The sequence below is a fragment of the Gemmobacter aquaticus genome (assembly GCF_007859075.1).
GTDB lineage: Bacteria > Pseudomonadota > Alphaproteobacteria > Rhodobacterales > Rhodobacteraceae > Gemmobacter > Gemmobacter aquaticus.
The window spans coordinates 179,164-194,817 of record NZ_VOAK01000021.1 but is presented as its reverse complement, the minus strand read 5'-3'; the positions used below and the strand labels follow the sequence as shown (position 1 = coordinate 194,817).

General features: G+C 63.0%; 13 protein-coding genes. 9 read left to right on the top strand and 4 right to left on the bottom strand.

Annotated features, from left to right (window positions below; translation table 11 throughout):
• Positions 1-20 precede the first annotated feature (20 nt).
• Complete coding sequence (locus FQU74_RS12630; protein WP_146286829.1) at positions 21-1,895, bottom strand: bifunctional 2',3'-cyclic-nucleotide 2'-phosphodiesterase/3'-nucleotidase; 1,875 nt, start codon at positions 1,893-1,895, stop codon at positions 21-23.
• Between the two features lie 230 nt (positions 1,896-2,125).
• Between FQU74_RS12630 and nudC the strand changes: the two genes are divergently transcribed.
• Together nudC and FQU74_RS12620 are read left to right on the top strand one after the other, a co-directional pair.
• The gene (nudC, locus tag FQU74_RS12625; RefSeq protein WP_146286828.1) at positions 2,126-3,076 is read left to right on the top strand and encodes an NAD(+) diphosphatase; all 951 of its coding nucleotides are present in this window, start codon (positions 2,126-2,128) and stop codon (positions 3,074-3,076) included.
• Positions 3,077-3,128: 52 nt separating this feature from the next.
• Positions 3,129-3,602: an SRPBCC family protein gene (locus tag FQU74_RS12620; RefSeq protein WP_146286827.1), complete on the top strand. Its 474-nt coding sequence runs from the start codon at positions 3,129-3,131 to the stop codon at positions 3,600-3,602.
• A 15-nt stretch (positions 3,603-3,617) separates the two neighbouring features.
• Here the strand turns inward: FQU74_RS12620 and FQU74_RS12615 are convergent, their stop codons facing one another.
• The gene (locus FQU74_RS12615; protein WP_146286826.1) at positions 3,618-4,448 is read right to left on the bottom strand and encodes a prephenate dehydratase; all 831 of its coding nucleotides are present in this window, start codon (positions 4,446-4,448) and stop codon (positions 3,618-3,620) included.
• Between the two features lie 180 nt (positions 4,449-4,628).
• Between FQU74_RS12615 and FQU74_RS12610 the strand changes: the two genes are divergently transcribed.
• The 6 genes from FQU74_RS12610 to FQU74_RS12585 all read left to right on the top strand — a co-directional run bounded on the left by FQU74_RS12610 (position 4,629) and on the right by FQU74_RS12585 (position 12,396).
• Positions 4,629-5,156: a c-type cytochrome gene (locus FQU74_RS12610; RefSeq protein ID WP_146286825.1), complete on the top strand. Its 528-nt coding sequence runs from the start codon at positions 4,629-4,631 to the stop codon at positions 5,154-5,156.
• 201 nt (positions 5,157-5,357) lie between these two features.
• The gene (locus FQU74_RS12605) at positions 5,358-7,283 is read left to right on the top strand and encodes an extracellular solute-binding protein (protein WP_146286824.1); all 1,926 of its coding nucleotides are present in this window, start codon (positions 5,358-5,360) and stop codon (positions 7,281-7,283) included.
• Between the two features lie 22 nt (positions 7,284-7,305).
• Entirely contained in the window at positions 7,306-8,463 is a 1,158-nt protein-coding gene (locus tag FQU74_RS12600) for a microcin C ABC transporter permease YejB (RefSeq protein ID WP_146286823.1), read from the top strand.
• A 3-nt stretch (positions 8,464-8,466) separates the two neighbouring features.
• Positions 8,467-9,576: an ABC transporter permease gene (locus tag FQU74_RS12595; protein ID WP_146286822.1), complete on the top strand. Its 1,110-nt coding sequence runs from the start codon at positions 8,467-8,469 to the stop codon at positions 9,574-9,576.
• A complete protein-coding gene (locus FQU74_RS12590; RefSeq protein WP_146286821.1) occupies positions 9,573-11,156 on the top strand; it encodes an ABC transporter ATP-binding protein in 1,584 nt (527 codons plus the stop codon). Before FQU74_RS12595 ends, FQU74_RS12590 begins: the two co-directional genes overlap by 4 nt.
• 10 nt (positions 11,157-11,166) lie before the next feature.
• Positions 11,167-12,396: a glycosyltransferase family 4 protein gene (locus tag FQU74_RS12585; RefSeq protein ID WP_146286820.1), complete on the top strand. Its 1,230-nt coding sequence runs from the start codon at positions 11,167-11,169 to the stop codon at positions 12,394-12,396.
• Positions 12,397-12,411: 15 nt separating this feature from the next.
• On the opposite strand, the gene hemN is transcribed toward FQU74_RS12585, so the two are convergent.
• On the bottom strand, positions 12,412-13,767 hold the full coding sequence (gene hemN / locus FQU74_RS12580; protein ID WP_146286819.1) for an oxygen-independent coproporphyrinogen III oxidase: 1,356 nt from the start codon (positions 13,765-13,767) through the stop codon (positions 12,412-12,414).
• A 68-nt stretch (positions 13,768-13,835) separates the two neighbouring features.
• Here hemN and fnrL point away from each other — a divergent pair, with 68 nt between their 5' ends.
• Positions 13,836-14,576, top strand: coding sequence for a transcriptional regulator FnrL (gene fnrL / locus FQU74_RS12575; protein WP_146286818.1), 741 nt, complete (start codon positions 13,836-13,838; stop codon positions 14,574-14,576).
• A 22-nt stretch (positions 14,577-14,598) separates the two neighbouring features.
• Here fnrL and FQU74_RS12570 read toward each other — a convergent pair whose 3' ends face one another.
• Positions 14,599-15,447 carry a universal stress protein gene (locus FQU74_RS12570; RefSeq protein ID WP_146286817.1) on the bottom strand — a complete coding sequence of 283 codons (849 nt, stop codon included), beginning with the start codon at positions 15,445-15,447 and terminating at the stop codon, positions 14,599-14,601.
• Positions 15,448-15,654 lie beyond the last annotated feature (207 nt).

Here is a 15,654-nt window from a genome sequence, read left to right as displayed (position 1 = left end):
GTTGCGGAACCCTTAGCCGATCAAAGATGCAGGCGAAAGCGGGCAAAGCCATCCGGATCGAGCCCGAGGGGTTCGGGGCGCAGATCGGCGATGTCATCCAGATGCGCTGTGGCGGCCGGAGAAGTTGCAAAGCTGACCGAGGTGCCCGGCATGGGGCGAAATCTGAAGCAGGGGGCCTCTGGCTGATCCGGGATCGCCCCGCTGGCCAGATGCCGGATCAGCAGATCACGAATCGGGGTCCGGCCAAGATCCAGATGGCGCGAAGGATCGGCCTGAATGTAGCCACCGGACCCCGCCGCGCGGTAGCTGTTGGTGGCCAGAATGAACTCTTGCCCTGCATCGACGGGTTGACCTGCGTAGGTCAGGCTCTGCACCCTGTGCGCAGCGGGGTTGCGCAGAATTCCGTGCCGATCATAGCGCGCAGGCTGCGAAAGATCGATCATGGCGGAAAGGCCGAAGATGCGGTCGTGGTTGTAGCTGGGAAAATCCGGGTCGATCAGCGGGGCATCGCAAGAGCCGGGCAGGATCTGGTGATAGATGCCGGCCGAGATTTCCAGCCACTCCCGCAACTCGGCCCCGGTCAGACGCAGGGCGGCGATGGTATTGGGAAAGATGTAGAGGTCAGAGGCATGGCGCAGCGCGATCTCGCCCGCCGGGATGTCGGTATAGTTGAGGGGCCCGCCGCGCCCCCCGGCCTTGAAGGGTGCCACCGCTGCAACGATCGGAAGGTCGGCCTCAGGGCGGCCTGCGATACTGGCCGCGACATGGGCAATCTGGGCGCGTGCCACCACATCGAGTGCCGCTGAGGCGCCGATGCAGGCGAAGAAACTGTTGATCGCGATCGGGCTCTGACCAATGGCCCGCCGTGCATGTGCTACGGCACGCTCGTGTTCGGGGTGCACTGCGGCCGCGATGTCGGGATCATCAGGGGTATCTGTCGTGATGGGCCGCGCCTCTGCCAGCGATCCTTCCACGCGCCAGCGCCCGTCCTGATGCTGCAGTCGCAGATCGATCACCCCGAGGTGCGAGCCGTTGAACCCCGGCATGACGGTGGGCACCCCGTGAAGGGTGCCATCGGCAAGGCAGACGCCGGGCAGGTCTGCAAAACTGCCTGACGGAAAGACAAGATGGCTGTGTCCGGCGATGATCGCATCGATGCCGGGGATCAGCGCGAGCGCGCCGGTCGCGTTCTCGGCCATCACCGGCTCATCCGGGGCACCGATACCTGAATGCGACAGGGCCACCACCAGATCAGCCCCCGCCGCCCGAAGCTGCGGCACCCATGCGGCGGCGGCCTCGACAATGCCGCGGGCGATAACGGCGCCATTGAGCACCTTCTGGTCCCATTGTGTGATCTGCGGCGGTGCAAAGCCGACGACCCCCACGCATATCGGCAGCGTCCGCCCGTCATCACAAGCGATCTGCAGATGCAGCAGCGCGTAAGGCGGTTTCAGCAGCGCGTCCTGCAGCGGGCCATCGCCCAGTTCCCTTGCAATATTGGCGCAGACGATCGGAAAGCTTGCCCCCTGCAAGGCACGTTCCAGAAGGTCGAGCCCGTAGTTGAATTCGTGGTTGCCCAGGCAGGCCGCATCGTATCGCAGTCGGTTCATTACCCGGATCGCGGGATGCGTCGAGGTGCTCGCTTCGTCCCCTGACATCTCTGCAATCACGTGATCCCCCAGTGGATTGCCCTGCAGGAAATCCCCATTGTCCAGCAAGAGGCTGCTGAAGGTCTCTGCCCGCGCCGCGGCGATCAGCGTCGCCGTCTTTGCCAAGCCAACGGCTGCAGCGCGGTCTGCATAGTAGTCATGGGCGAGAAGGTGGACATGCACATCTGTCGTTGCGAGCAATCGCAGGTTGGCGCGATGGGTGCCAGGATCATTTGCAGGACTCACTCGAAATCTCGGATAAAAGGACACGCAGCCCAGACAGAGGATGCCGCTACCCGTGTCATTATGACCTGCGGAAAATCCACGTCAATTTAATCACTTGTAAACAATCACCCCAGGGTTGTGTCCAGAATTGACGTTATCCAGCGATGCCAGAGGGTGGTTTACCCGACGCACGGGTCATGCCAGAACACAGGCCATGCCAGCAAACAGGCATCGATGGCGGGGGTGTGATCTTGCGACTGGCAGAGACGGTGACGTTCGGTGGTGGCGGGCTCTCCCGTTCGGCGCATCTGCGGGCCGATCCGACGCAGATGGCCGAGGCGCTGGCGGATGGTCGTGTGCTCGCGCTTTGGCGGGGCAAGGTACTGATGGCCGCAGGCGCGCCCGGTTGGCTGCCACCTGATCATCCCGTCCTGCAGGGCGAACCTGAGCCGGTGTTTCTGGGGGAACATCTGGGCGCCTTTGTCTTTGCGACGGATATCTCTGCTTGGGAGCCGCCCGCCGACAGCGCGCCGCTGCCCACGGGGATCTTCGACAATAGCGTCCAGCAGCATCCGCTCTTGCCCGCCGACTGGGGCTTTGCCGATCTGCGTCAGGTGATGGCGGGCCTGACACCGGTCGAGGCAGAACTCGTCGCGACGGCGCGCGCGCTTTTGACATGGCATCGCAGTCACCGCTTCTGCGCCAATTGCGGCACTGCATCCGAGATGGTGATGGCGGGCTGGCAGCGCAGTTGCGCGGCCTGCGGCACCCAGCATTTTCCGCGCACCGATCCAGTCGTCATCATGCTGGTCACCAAGGGCAACCAGACGCTGATCGGGCGGTCGCCGGGCTGGCCCGAGGGAATGTATTCCTGCCTTGCGGGGTTCATCGAACCCGGCGAGACGGTCGAGGCTGCCGTCCGGCGCGAAGTGTTCGAGGAATCGGGTGTTCGGCTGGGCCCGGTGGAGTATCTGGCCAGCCAGCCCTGGCCTTTTCCCGCCTCCCTGATGATCGGCTGCCGGGCGCAAGCGCTTGATACGGCCATCACGCTTGACCCGGCCGAGCTTGAAGATGCGCTGTGGATCAGCCGCGAAGACCTGCTTTCTGTCTTTGCAGGCGAGAATCCCGCTATTCGCCCACCCCGCAAGGGCTCGATCGCGCAATTTCTGCTGTCAAACTGGCTTGCGGATCGGCTGGATTGACATCAAAAGGTCGCGTGGCAGAACAAGCCCGCCTGTCAGAACTGGAACCCGCATGAAGCTGAGCGCCCGCAAGGACATCGATGCCCCCGTCGCCGATGTGTTTGACATCTGCACTGACACCGCCATCTGGGAGCGAGCAGCCCTGCGGCGCGGTGTAGAGATAGAGCGCAAGGACACGCTGTCGTCCTTTGCGCCCGGGATGCACTGGGCCATCGGTTTTCTGTGGCGCGAGAAGCGGCGTGCGGCCGAGGTGAAGCTTCTCTCTGCCGAGCGTCCCACCAGTATGAAGTTCCACGCCTTCGGCAGCCTGATGGACGTCATGATCGAAGCCGAGTTTGTGGCGCTTTCGGTCCGCAAGTCACGCATCATCCTGCGGACCGAGATCAAGCCGCGCAACCTGTCGGCGCGTGTGATCGTGCAGTCGCTGAAACTCGCGCGCGGCCGGATCGAGGCGAAATACGAGGCCAAGCTCGGCCAATTGGCGCAAGAGCTGGAGCAGAAGATCGCGGCCCGGCGCAAGGTCTGATGCGCGGGCCCGCGTTCAGCCGCGGGCGCGGTCGGCCGGGTATACGCCCAGAATATCGACGTGCGTGGTGAAGTAGCGCAACTCATCCAGCGCCAGCGCCACATTCCGATCCTCGGGGTGGCCCTCGATATCGGCGTAGAACTCGGTCGCGGTGAAGCTTCCGCCCACCATATAGCTTTCCAGCTTGGTCATGTTCACGCCGTTCGTCGCGAATCCACCGAGCGCCTTGTAGAGCGCCGCCGGAATGTTGCGCACCCGGAAGGTGAAGGTGGTGATCATCATGTCGGCCCGGCGACTGTCGTCGAAGGCGCGGCTCATCACCAGAAAGCGGGTCGTGTTGTTCTTGTGGTCCTCGATGTGGCGGGCAAGAACATCCAGACCGTAGATCTCGGCCGCAAGCTCGCTCGCCAGCGCGGCACGGGTCGGATCGCCCGCCTCGGCCACCTCGCGCGCGGCGCGGGCGTTGTCCGAGCTTACACGGCCCCGAATTCCATGACTGCGCAGGAATCCCGCGCATTGCGGCAGAATGACGACATGGCCATGGGCCTCGCGGATGTCTTCAAGCTTGCCGCCGCGGATGCCGAGCAGATTGACATGTACCCGAACAAAGGCCTCGTCGACGATATGCAGCCCTGCTTTGGGCAGCAGGCTATGCACATCGGCCACCCGGCCGTAGGTGGAGTTCTCGACTGCCAGCATCCCCAGATCGACCTCGCCCGACCGGGTCATCTCGACCACATCCTCAAAGGTGGTGCAGGGGACGGGCTCCATTCCCGGGCGAGCCTGCTGGCAGGCCTGATGCGAATAGGCGCCCAGCTCTCCCTGAAAGGCGATGCGTCCGGTCATGGGTCAGGTTCTCCGTGTTTGCGCTCTCAGCCGGCGCAATTGCCGCGCTAAGCCGTCGGTTGAGGGCCTAGCGTGGTCAAATCGCCGCATTTGCGGGGCCAAAGGTGCTACTACACCTTGAAACCGAGGGGGGGAAGCGGATAGAAGCCGCGACAGCTTCATGCCAATACGGGACGCGACATGTTCGACACGATGACAATCACCAAGGGTCTGGGCGCGGTTTGCGGGTCGCTGCTCGTGTTTCTGCTGCTGGGCTGGGCGGGGTCGAGCCTGTACTCGATGGGCCACGGCGGCCATGGCGAGGAAGGGGCGCAAGCCTACACGATCGCTGTCGAAGGTGGTGAGTCGGGTGGCGAGGCTGAAGCCGCCGAAGCAGGCCCTGCCTTCGCCGAGGTGCTTGCCAGTGCCGATCCGGCCAAGGGCGAGAAAGTGTTCGCCAAGTGCAAGGCTTGCCACAAGGTGGACGGCACCGATGGCACCGGTCCGCACCTGAACGGCGTCGTGGGTCGTGCGATCGCAAGCGTTGGTGGCTTTGGCTACTCGGACGGGCTGAAGGCGCTGGCCGCCAAATCGTGGACTCCGGAAGAACTGGATCACTGGCTGGAAAACCCCAAGGGCTATGCGCCGGGCAACAAGATGTCCTTCGCGGGCCTGCCCAAGGTCGAGGATCGCGCCAATCTGGTCGCTTATCTCGCCTCGCTGCAATAAGCGCAGCAAGCATACCTAGTTTACGGGGCCGCCCAATGGGGCGGCCTTTGTTATTCCAAAGGGCAAATCCGGCCCCACGCCAGTTGATCGCTGCTGCACACGGAAACTCACGCAATCGCGCCTTGAGGGGGCGACATTTTTCGCTACTCTCGGCCCGTGTTCGCAGAGGGCGCCCTTTGGCGCCCCGTTGAAGGAGTGTCCATGCCCCACACACGTCGCCGCGCCGCCCTCGCCCTTGCCGCCACCGGCCCGGACCAAGGCAGCGCCCTGCGCTGGCTCGGGGCTGGCCTTTTGGCATTCGCCATCGGCTTCGGTGCGGCTCAGGCACGGGCGGCGGATGGGATCATCACCGCGCACGGAATCTCGACTTTTGGAGAGTTGAAGTATCCGGCCGATTTCAAACATCTCGACTATGTGAACCCCGATGCGCCCAAGGGCGGCGAAATCAGCGAATGGGCGATGGGCGGGTTTGACTCGCTGAACCCGTTTTCCGTGAAGGGCGTCGGTGCCGCGCTGTCCACGGTGATGCTGGAATCAATTCTGACCGGCACGTCGGATGAAATCGGCGCGGCCTATTGTCTGCTCTGCGAAACATTGGAGTACCCCGAGGATCGGTCTTGGGTCATCTTCAACCTGCGCCCCGAGGCAAAGTTCTCGGACGGAACGCCCCTGACGGCGGATGACGTCCTCTTTTCCTATGAGACGTTTCTCGCCAAAGGGCTGACCGATTTTCGCACCGTTCTGGCCAAGCAGGTCGAAAAGGTCGAGGTCCTGGATACCCATCGCATCAAATTTACCTTTCGGGCGGATTTCCCGAAGCGCGACCTGATTCAGGACGTCGGTGGCCTGCCTGTGCTCTCAAAGGCGCAATACGAACGCGACGGTCTGGATCTTGAACAGAGCACGCTGAAGCCCTGGATCGGATCAGGGCCCTATATGTTCGACCGGATGGAGACGGGGCGCACACTCGTCTATCGCCGAAACCCCGATTACTGGGGCGCGGATCTGCCGATCAACCGTGGCCGGAACAACTTTGACACCATCCGTATCGAGTACTTTGCCGATGGCGCGGCCGCGTTCGAGGCGTTCAAATCCGGCGTCTATACCTTCCGGAACGAGAATTCGGCCAAGCAATGGGCGACGGGCTACGACTTTCCCGCGCTGACCAAGGGGCATGCGGTCAAGGCAGAGCTTCCGAACGGGAACAAGGCGAGCGGTCAGGCGTTCCTGTTCAACCTGCGCCGTGAGAAATTCCAGGACCCCCGCGTGCGCGAGGCGATCGGAATGATGTTCAACTTTGAATGGTCGAACCAGACGCTGTTCTACGGGCAGTATGCGCGTATCAACTCGGTTTGGGAAAACAGCTGGCTCGCCGCAAAGGGCGCACCTTCACCCGAAGAGGCGGCTATTCTGAAGCCGCTTGTCGATGAGGGGTTGCTGCCCGCATCCATCCTGACGGATGAGGCGGTGATGGCCCCCGTCTCCAGCGAACGCCAGCTTGACCGCAAGAACCTGCGTGCAGCATCGAAGCTGCTTGATGACGCAGGCTGGCCCGTTGGCGCCGACGGTCTGCGTCGCAATGCCAAGGGCGAGGTGCTGCGCGTCGAAATGCTGAATGACGATCCTGCATTTGACCGCGTCATCAATCCGGTGATCGAGAACCTGCGCGCACTTGGCATCGATGCGCTGAACACCAAGGTCGATCCGGCACAGATGGAAAGCCGCACCCGCCCGCCCGCCTATGACTTTGACCTGATCACCGGCAATGCGCGGTCGAACTATATCTCGGGCTCGGAACTCAAGCAGTACTTCGGGTCCGAGACAGCGAATGTGTCGGCCTTCAACCTGATGGGTCTGCAATCGCCCGCGGTGGACCGTCTGATTGACACGGTGCTGGCCGCCGGCTCGAACGACGAGCTGACCATCGCTACCAAGGCGCTTGATCGCGTGCTGCGCGCCGAACGCTTCTGGATACCGCAATGGTACAAGAACACGCATACCGTCGCCTACTATGACATGTATGCCCACCCTGAGGCGTTGCCGCCCTATGCACTGGGCGAGCTGGATTTCTGGTGGTATGACGCGGACAAGGCCGCCGCACTGAAATCCGCCGGCGCCATCAAGTAAACAGGGCAGGCAGACGCACCCCATGGGCGCCTATATCCTTCGCAGGTTGCTGCTGATCATCCCGACGTTGTTCGGGATCATGCTGATCAACTTCGCGCTGACGCAATTCGTGCCCGGTGGTCCGGTTGAACAGGTTCTGGCCCGGCTGGAAGGCCAGGGCGATGCCTTCAAGAGCGTCGCAGGCGGGGCGGGTGACGCAGGCGCCGAACAGGCCGGTGCGCAGGACAGCGGCGGCTATATCGGCGCCCGTGGCCTGCCGCCCGAATTCATCGACCAGCTTGAGGCCGAGTTCGGCTTTGCCCGCATCGTCTGCGACGCGGGCTACACCGGACCCGTCACGACCGCGGCGCCCGAGTGCCGCAAAGAGACCATCGGCATGATCGAGCGGTTCTGGATCATGATGGGCAACTATCTGCGCTTCGATTTCGGCACCAGCTACTTCCGGTCGATCAGCGTGGTCGATCTGGTGCTGGAAAAGATGCCGGTCTCGATCTCGCTTGGCCTGTGGTCGACGCTGATCGCCTATCTGATCTCCATCCCGCTCGGTATCCGCAAGGCGGTGCGTGACGGCACGGCCTTTGATACCTGGACCTCGGGCGCGATCATCGTGGGTTATGCCATTCCGGGATTTCTGTTCGCGGTCATGCTTATGGTGCTCTTCGCGGGCGGGTCGTATTTCCAGTGGTTCCCGCTGCGGGGGCTCGTGTCGGAAAACTGGAATGAGCTGCCCTGGTGGCAGAAGATCACCGACTACCTGTGGCACATGGTCTTGCCGATCACCGCCTCGACCATCTCCAGCTTTGCGACGATGACGCTGCTGACCAAGAACAGCTTCCTGGACGAGATCCGCAAGCAGTACGTGATGACCGCCCGCGCCAAGGGCTTGTCCGAAGGTCGGGTGCTTTACGGCCATGTCTTCCGCAACGCCATGCTGATCGTGATCGCGGGTTTTCCTGCGGTATTCGTCAGTGTCTTCTTTGGCGGGTCGATGATCATCGAGACGATCTTCTCGCTCGATGGCCTTGGCCGCCTGGGGTTCGAGGCGGCAGTCGCGCGCGACTATCCGGTGCTGTTTGGCACGCTCTTCTTCTTCAGCCTTCTGGGGCTGGTCGTGGGGATCCTGTCGGACATGATGTATGTGTTCGTCGATCCGCGCATCGACTTTGAGGGGAGGGGCTAGGCTATGGCGCTTTCGCCCCTGAACCAGCGCCGCTGGCGCAACTTCAAGGCCAACCGTCGGGCGTGGTGGTCGCTGTGGATCTTTGCGGTGCTGTTCGGCATTTCGCTCTGTGCGGAACTGGTTGCGAATGACAAGCCGCTGCTGGTGCGCTTTGATGGCGAATGGCATGTTCCCTTCCTGCGGTTCTACCCGGAAACCGCCTTTGGCGGCGACTTCCAGACCGAGGCCGCCTATCGCGACCCCGAGGTGCAATGCCTGATCATGACGGCCGGATCGCAGGCCTGCTGGGATGACCCCGAGGGCTTTCTGGCCGAGGCGCGCGACAAGGGCACGGTCGAGGGGCAGCCCGTCAATCGCGGCTTCATCCTCTGGGCACCGGTGCCCTACAGCTTCAACACGATCAATGACATCGGGGGCGCCGCGCCAAGTGCGCCCGACGCGCAGCACTGGCTGGGTACCGATGATACCGCGCGCGATGTGCTGGCGCGGGTGATCTACGGGTTCCGCCTGTCGGTGACCTTTGCGCTGGTGGTGACCTTGCTGACCTCGGTCGTGGGCATCGCCGCGGGCGCGGTGCAGGGCTATTTTGGCGGGTGGGTCGATCTGATCTTCCAGCGCGTCATCGAGATATGGGGCGCGACGCCCACGCTTTACGTCATCATCATCGTCGCGGCGATCTGGCGGATGAACTTCTGGCTGCTTGTCGCGCTGATGGTTGTGTTTGGCTGGACCTCGCTGATCGGGGTGGTGCGGGCCGAGTTCCTGCGGGCGCGCAATTTTGAATATGTGCGTGCGGCCAAGGCGCTTGGTGTCACCGACCGCGTCATCATCTTCCGCCATGTGCTGCCCAATGCCATGGTCGCGACCCTGACCATGCTGCCCTTCCTGATCACTGGCACCATCGGCACGCTGGCCATGCTCGATTTCCTTGGCTTTGGCCTGCCCGCTTCGGCCCCCAGCCTTGGAGAGTTGACCCAGCAGGCCAAGGACAATCTTCAGGCGCCATGGCTGGCCTTTACCGCTTTCTTCACCTTCGCGATCATGCTTTCGCTTCTGGTCTTCATATTTGAAGGCGTGCGTGATGCCTTCGACCCGAGGAAGACTTTCAAATGACCGTCCTTGGCGTCGATAACCTGAACATCCGTTTCCGTCAGGACGGTCGCGTGATCCACGCCGTGCGCGGGGTCAGCTTCACGGTGTCCAAGGGCGAAACCGTGGCGCTGGTCGGGGAAAGCGGGTCGGGCAAGTCAGTCACGGCGCTGTCGACCGTCTCGCTTTTGGGGGATGCGGCACAGGTCGATGGGTCCATCACCTATCAAGGTCGCCAGATGATCGGCGCGTCCGAGGGTGAACTGCGCGCCATTCGTGGCAATGACATCAGCTTTATCTTTCAAGAGCCGATGACCTCGCTGAACCCGCTGCACACGATTGAAAAGCAGATCGGCGAAAGCCTTGCCCTGCATCAGGGGCTGACCGGTGCCCCGGCGCGCGCGCGCATCATCGAGCTTTTGCAGAAAGTTGGTATCCGCGAGGCAGAGAGCCGGCTTGCCGCCTATCCGCACCAGCTTTCGGGTGGGCAGCGACAGCGGGTGATGATCGCCATGGCGCTGGCCAACGGGCCGGAGCTTCTGATCGCCGATGAGCCGACAACGGCGCTTGATGTGACGATCCAGGCGCAGATCCTGGATGTTCTGGCAGATCTGAAGGCCCGAGAGGGGCTATCGATGCTGTTCATCACCCATGATCTGAACATCGTGCGGCGGATCGCCGATCGGGTCTGCGTGATGAAGGACGGCGAGATCGTCGAGCAGGGCAGGACGGCCGAGATTTTTGCCGCACCCCAGCATCCCTATACGCAGAAACTGCTGGCGGCCGAACCGAAGGGCCGGCCCGAACCCATCGCGCCGGATGCGGCCGAGGTGGTGCGCGCCGAAAACCTGCGCGTCTGGTTCCCGATCCAGACCGGGCTGCTGCGGCGGGTTACCGGCCATGTAAAGGCCGTGAACGACGCCACTATTTCCGTGCGTGCGGGCGAGACGCTTGGCATCGTCGGCGAAAGCGGGTCGGGCAAGACCACACTTGCGCTGGCCCTGATGCGGCTGATCCCGTCGGACGGGCGGATCGTCTTCATGGGCCGTGACATAGCCGGGCTGAAGGGGCGCGCCTTGCGCGATTTGCGTCGCGACATGCAGATCGTCTTTCAGGACCCCTACGGTTCGCTTTCACCGCGCATGACGGTCGAGGAGATCATCGCCGAAGGCCTGGGCGTCCATGGCGTTGAGCCCGGCCGCAACCGTCGCGAGATGGTGGCCGAGATCATGGGTGAGGTCGGGCTCGATGCGCAGGCGATGGGGCGCTACCCGCACGAATTTTCCGGTGGCCAGCGCCAGCGCATCGCCATTGCCCGCGCAATGATCCTGCGCCCGAAACTTGTGGTGCTGGACGAACCCACCTCGGCGCTCGACATGACGGTTCAGGTGCAGATCGTCGATCTGCTGCGGGGGCTGCAGCGCAAATGGGGACTGGCCTATCTGTTTATCAGCCACGACCTGCGTGTGGTGCGTGCGCTGTCGCACAAGGTGATCGTGATGCGCGCGGGTGACGTGGTCGAGGCGGGCGACGGGGTGGCTGTGTTCAATGCGCCGCAAAGCGACTATACCCGGACGCTGATGCAGGCGGCCTTCGGGTCATAGCGGGTCATTGATGAAGCTGCTTTTCGTTCACCAGAATTTTCCCGGCCAGTTTCTGCATCTTGCCCCTGCCATGCAGGCGCGCGGCCATGATTGTCGCGCGCTGACCGATGCCGGGAACAACCGGGCGTCGCCGATTCCGGTGATGCGCTACCGGCACAAGACCGAGATGCCGGACCCCAAGGCCACGCGCCTTGGCCGCAATTTCACGCAGATGAGCGACCGGGGCGTGACCGTTGCCCGCGCCTGCCTCCAATTGCGGGAACAGGGCTATGTACCCGACGTCATCTTCGGCCATTCCGGCTGGGGTGAGACGCTGTTCCTGAAAGAGGTCTGGCCCGAAGCGAAGCTGCTGGTCTATTCCGAATTCTACTACAAGGGCCGCGGGGCCGATGTGGGCTTCGATACCGAATTCGATCCCTACACCTTTGATCAGGTGATGATCGCACAGGGCCGCGCCGCTCATCTGGGGCAGTCGGTGCTGCACGCCGATGGCGCCCTTTCGCCAACGAAGTGGCAAGCCTCGACCCATCCGCCGCTCTTGCGCGACAGCATCAAGGTGATCTTCGACGGCGTCGATACCGAGCTTGTCAAACCGAACCCCGCGGCCACGCTGACACTGCCTGATGGCCGCGTGCTGAAGGCGGGTGACGAGGTTCTGACCTTTGTGAACCGCAATCTGGAGCCCTATCGCGGCTACCACATCTTCATGCGAGCCCTGCCTGCGGTGCTGGCCGAACGACCAGAGGCGCAGGTTGTGATCGTCGGGGGCGACGAGGTCAGCTATGGCCGCACGCCGCAGGGCGGCAAGGGCTGGAAGGACCTCATCCTGAACGAGGTCCGCGACCGGATTGATCTCTCTCGCGTGCATTTCCTGGGCAAGGTGCCCTATCCCACCTTCACCTCGATCCTGCAGGTCAGCCGGGTACATGCCTATCTGACCTATCCCTTCGTCCTCAGCTGGTCGATGCTCGAAGCAATGAGCGCGGGCTGCCTTGTTGTCGGCTCGCGCACCGCCCCGGTGCAGGAGCTGATCGAGGACGGAGTCAACGGGCGGCTGATCGATTTCTTCGATGTCGAGGGCTGGTCGAAACTGTTGACCAAGGCGCTGGCGCGCCCGGAACGGTTCACCGACCTGCGCCGGGCGGCGCGCGAAACGATTGTCAGCCGTTATGACCTGCAAGGCGTATGCCTCCCGCAGATGATCGACTGGGTCGAAAGCTATGGTCCCGCGCGGGCGTGACCCGCGCGGATCCCCTCAGATCGCGGCTGAGTGCTGCGCCTTGGTCTGATCGTAGGCATCAAAGGCGCGGGCGATCATGCGGGTCAAAGGCCGTGCCTCTGGCGGGATGGACAGGCCCCCGGTGTCCTGACGAAGGACGGTGCCGAATTGCGCCATCGCCCTGGCGAACAGGCTGTCGAGTTGCGCATCGGTTGCGCCGAAGTCGCGCGTCAGCTCGGCCCGGTTCACGCGGAAGTCGCACATCAGTGCCTCGATGATGCGGGCGCGCAGGATGTCTTCACCGCCGAAGACATGGCCGCGGTGGGTGGTGAACCGCCCTTCGCGCACGCCCTTGACGTATTGCGAGGTGACGGATGCGTTTTGCGCGAAGCCTTGAGGAAATCGCGAGATCGACGAGGCGCCGAGTCCCACAAGGACCGGGGCCGTGTCATCGGTATAGCCCTGGAAGTTGCGCCGCAGGTGCCCGGTGCGGGCAGCAACCGCCAGCCCGTCATCCGGGCGGGCAAAATGGTCGATCCCGATCGCATCATAGCCATCCCACTGAAACAGGCGCGCGGCGGTCTCAAACAGGCGCAGGCGTTCTTGCGGGGTCGGAATCGTGTCCGAGGGGATCATTTGCTGGCGTCGGCTCATCCACGGCACATGGGCATAGCCATAGAGCGCAACCCGGTCGGGCGAGAGGCTGAGCAGCTTCTGCACGCTGTCGGTGATGCGCGCCGGCGTCTGATAGGGCAGACCGTAGAGTATGTCGGCGTTCAGGCTTTTCACACCGCGATCACGGATCATGTCCACGACATCGCGTGTCAACTCATAGGGCTGGATTCGCCCGATGGTCTTCTGGATCTCGGGATCAAAGTCCTGCACCCCGATCGAGGCACGATTCATGCCCGCAGCGGTCAGCGCGTCAAGCCGTGCGGCGTCAACTTCATCGGGGTCGATCTCGACAGAGAACTCCGCCCCCTCCGCCAGCGGGACGACATCCAGAATGCTTCCCGCCAGATCGCCAATCAAACCCGGCGACAACAGCGTGGGCGTGCCACCGCCCCAGTGCAGCCGCGCAAGCCGCACCCCTGCGGGGAGATGGCGGCGCAGAACCTCCAGCTCGGCCTTCAGGGTTTCGACGTAAGCGATCACGGGTTCGTCCGTCGATGTACCCTGCGTGCGACAGGCGCAGAACCAGCACAGTCTGCGGCAGAACGGCACATGGACGTAGAGCGATATGGCCGACCCCGTTGGGATGGCCTCTATCCAGCTTGCAAAAAGCGCCGGATCGACCGCGTTGTTGAAATGCGGTGCCGTCGGATAGCTGGTGTAGCGCGGCACGCGCGCGTCGAATAGCCCCAGACGGGCGAGTTGCGATTCCTGTTCCATGCGGGTAGGTTTAATGCGTATCCGCGCGAACGCTTTGATTAAGATCAAGCCAGGAAGATCGAGCCCCCATGCATGACATGCAGCACGAGCACCATGAGTGCGTCGAATGTCCCATCCGGCACCGGGCGGTCTGCTCGCGCTGCGATGCGGCTGAGCTGCACAAGCTGGAGCAGATCAAGTACTACCGGTCCTATCAGGCGGGACAGACGGTGATCTGGTCAGGTGACCGGATGGATTTTGTCGCCTCGGTCGTCTCGGGCATCGCCACGCTCACGCAGACACTTGAAGACGGTCGCCGCCAGATGGTGGGTCTGCTGCTGCCGTCGGACTTTGTCGGAAGGCCGGGCCGCGCGACGGCCGCCTATGACGTCACCGCGACCACTGATCTGGTGATGTGCTGCTTCCGCAAGCGCCCGTTTGAAGAACTTATGCTGAGCACCCCGCATGTCGCGCAACGCTTGTTGGAGATGACGCTGGACGAACTGGATGCGGCACGCGAATGGATGCTGCTTCTGGGCCGCAAGACCGCGCGGGAAAAGATCGCCTCGCTGCTCGCCATCATCGCCCGACGCGATGCCACGCTACGCCTGCGCGCGCCCAAGGGGCAGCTGGTCTTTGATCTGCCGCTGACGCGCGAAGAGATGGCCGATTATCTGGGCCTGACGCTTGAGACGGTCAGCCGCCAGATCTCCGCGCTCAAGCGCGATGGCGTCATCATCCTTGATGGCAAGCGTCACGTCACCATCCCCGATCTGGAACGGCTGATGGAAGAGGCGGGTGACGACAGTGATGGCGGCGTGCCGGAGTAAGCATCCGGCACGCCGGTCGGTATCAATGCGCCATCAGCACCGGCACTTCGGCCATTTCCAGCATGTTGCGGGTGGCGCCGCCCAGAATGGCTTCGCGGAAGCGCGAGTGGCCATAGGCGCCCATCACCAGAAGATCCGCGTTCATGTCGCGAACATGTCGGCTGAGCACGTCCGAGATGCGCGGCATTGACCGCGCCAGAACCGAAACCTCGGCCTTGACGCCATGACGCACCAGCATCTGGCACAGCATCCCGCCGGGGTCCGACCGTTCCGGCCCGTGCTGTGGCGGATCGATCACCGCGATGTTGACCAGTTGTGCAGCCTGAAGCAGCGGCAGGGCGCGGCGCACGGCGACCATTGCCTCGCGACTCTGATTCCAGCCGATGACCACCCGTTCGGGCAGCTTTGTCATGGCACCTGATTCCGGCAGAACCAGCACCGGGGCCTGACCCTCGAAAAGTGCGGATTCGATGACCGCCTCTGCCTCGACCCCGCGGCCCTTGCCGTAGGGGCGTGGCAACACGACCAGGTCGGCAAACCGCGCCCGTAGCGCCACCAGTTCACCAAGCGCTCCAACCTGCGCCACGGCACTTTCCAGCGACCAGCGCAGATCGACCGGCGCGGATGACAGGGTGGCGCGCGCGGCCGCCTCGGCCGTTCGGGCGTCAGCCTCGGCCTTCTCCATGGCGACCTGCAGCATGACGGCACCACCGCCTATGTAAGAGTATCCCGCCTGCGTCCGGTCAACGCCGAGTGCAAGCACATCAAGATGCGCATCAAGCGCCAATGCGACCCGTCCCGCAGCATCTACCGCCGCACGGGCGTTATCGTCATCAGACGTGACGATTGTGGTTAGGGTTTTATATGCCATCTGCTAGCCTTTCCGGGGCATGAACATGTGACAGGAGGCTATAGGCGCGGCCATTGTGACGCATTGACCTCGATCAAACCACACCCATCACTGCATTGATATGGATCAAAGTAGCTTTTCGCACATTCTGCGAAAGCGAACGGGTCGAAAAGTGTCCGGCCGACTCGTGTGAACGGGGCGGAACGGGCAATGACGAAGGGACGCAAA

Excerpts from the sequence above, each read along its gene's own strand:
- FQU74_RS12590 (WP_146286821.1), top strand. The coding sequence starts at position 9,573 with ATGACCGTCCTTGGCGTCGATAACCTGAACATCCGTTTCCGTCAGGAC.
- FQU74_RS12570 (WP_146286817.1), bottom strand. The coding sequence starts at position 15,447 with ATGGCATATAAAACCCTAACCACAATCGTCACGTCTGATGACGATAAC.
- hemN (WP_146286819.1), bottom strand. The coding sequence starts at position 13,767 with ATGGAACAGGAATCGCAACTCGCCCGTCTGGGGCTATTCGACGCGCGC.
- FQU74_RS12620 (WP_146286827.1), top strand. The coding sequence starts at position 3,129 with ATGAAGCTGAGCGCCCGCAAGGACATCGATGCCCCCGTCGCCGATGTG.
- FQU74_RS12585 (WP_146286820.1), top strand. The coding sequence starts at position 11,167 with ATGAAGCTGCTTTTCGTTCACCAGAATTTTCCCGGCCAGTTTCTGCAT.
- FQU74_RS12610 (WP_146286825.1), top strand. The coding sequence starts at position 4,629 with ATGTTCGACACGATGACAATCACCAAGGGTCTGGGCGCGGTTTGCGGG.
- FQU74_RS12605 (WP_146286824.1), top strand. The coding sequence starts at position 5,358 with ATGCCCCACACACGTCGCCGCGCCGCCCTCGCCCTTGCCGCCACCGGC.
- FQU74_RS12600 (WP_146286823.1), top strand. The coding sequence starts at position 7,306 with ATGGGCGCCTATATCCTTCGCAGGTTGCTGCTGATCATCCCGACGTTG.
- FQU74_RS12595 (WP_146286822.1), top strand. The coding sequence starts at position 8,467 with ATGGCGCTTTCGCCCCTGAACCAGCGCCGCTGGCGCAACTTCAAGGCC.
- FQU74_RS12615 (WP_146286826.1), bottom strand. The coding sequence starts at position 4,448 with ATGACCGGACGCATCGCCTTTCAGGGAGAGCTGGGCGCCTATTCGCAT.
- fnrL (WP_146286818.1), top strand. The coding sequence starts at position 13,836 with ATGCATGACATGCAGCACGAGCACCATGAGTGCGTCGAATGTCCCATC.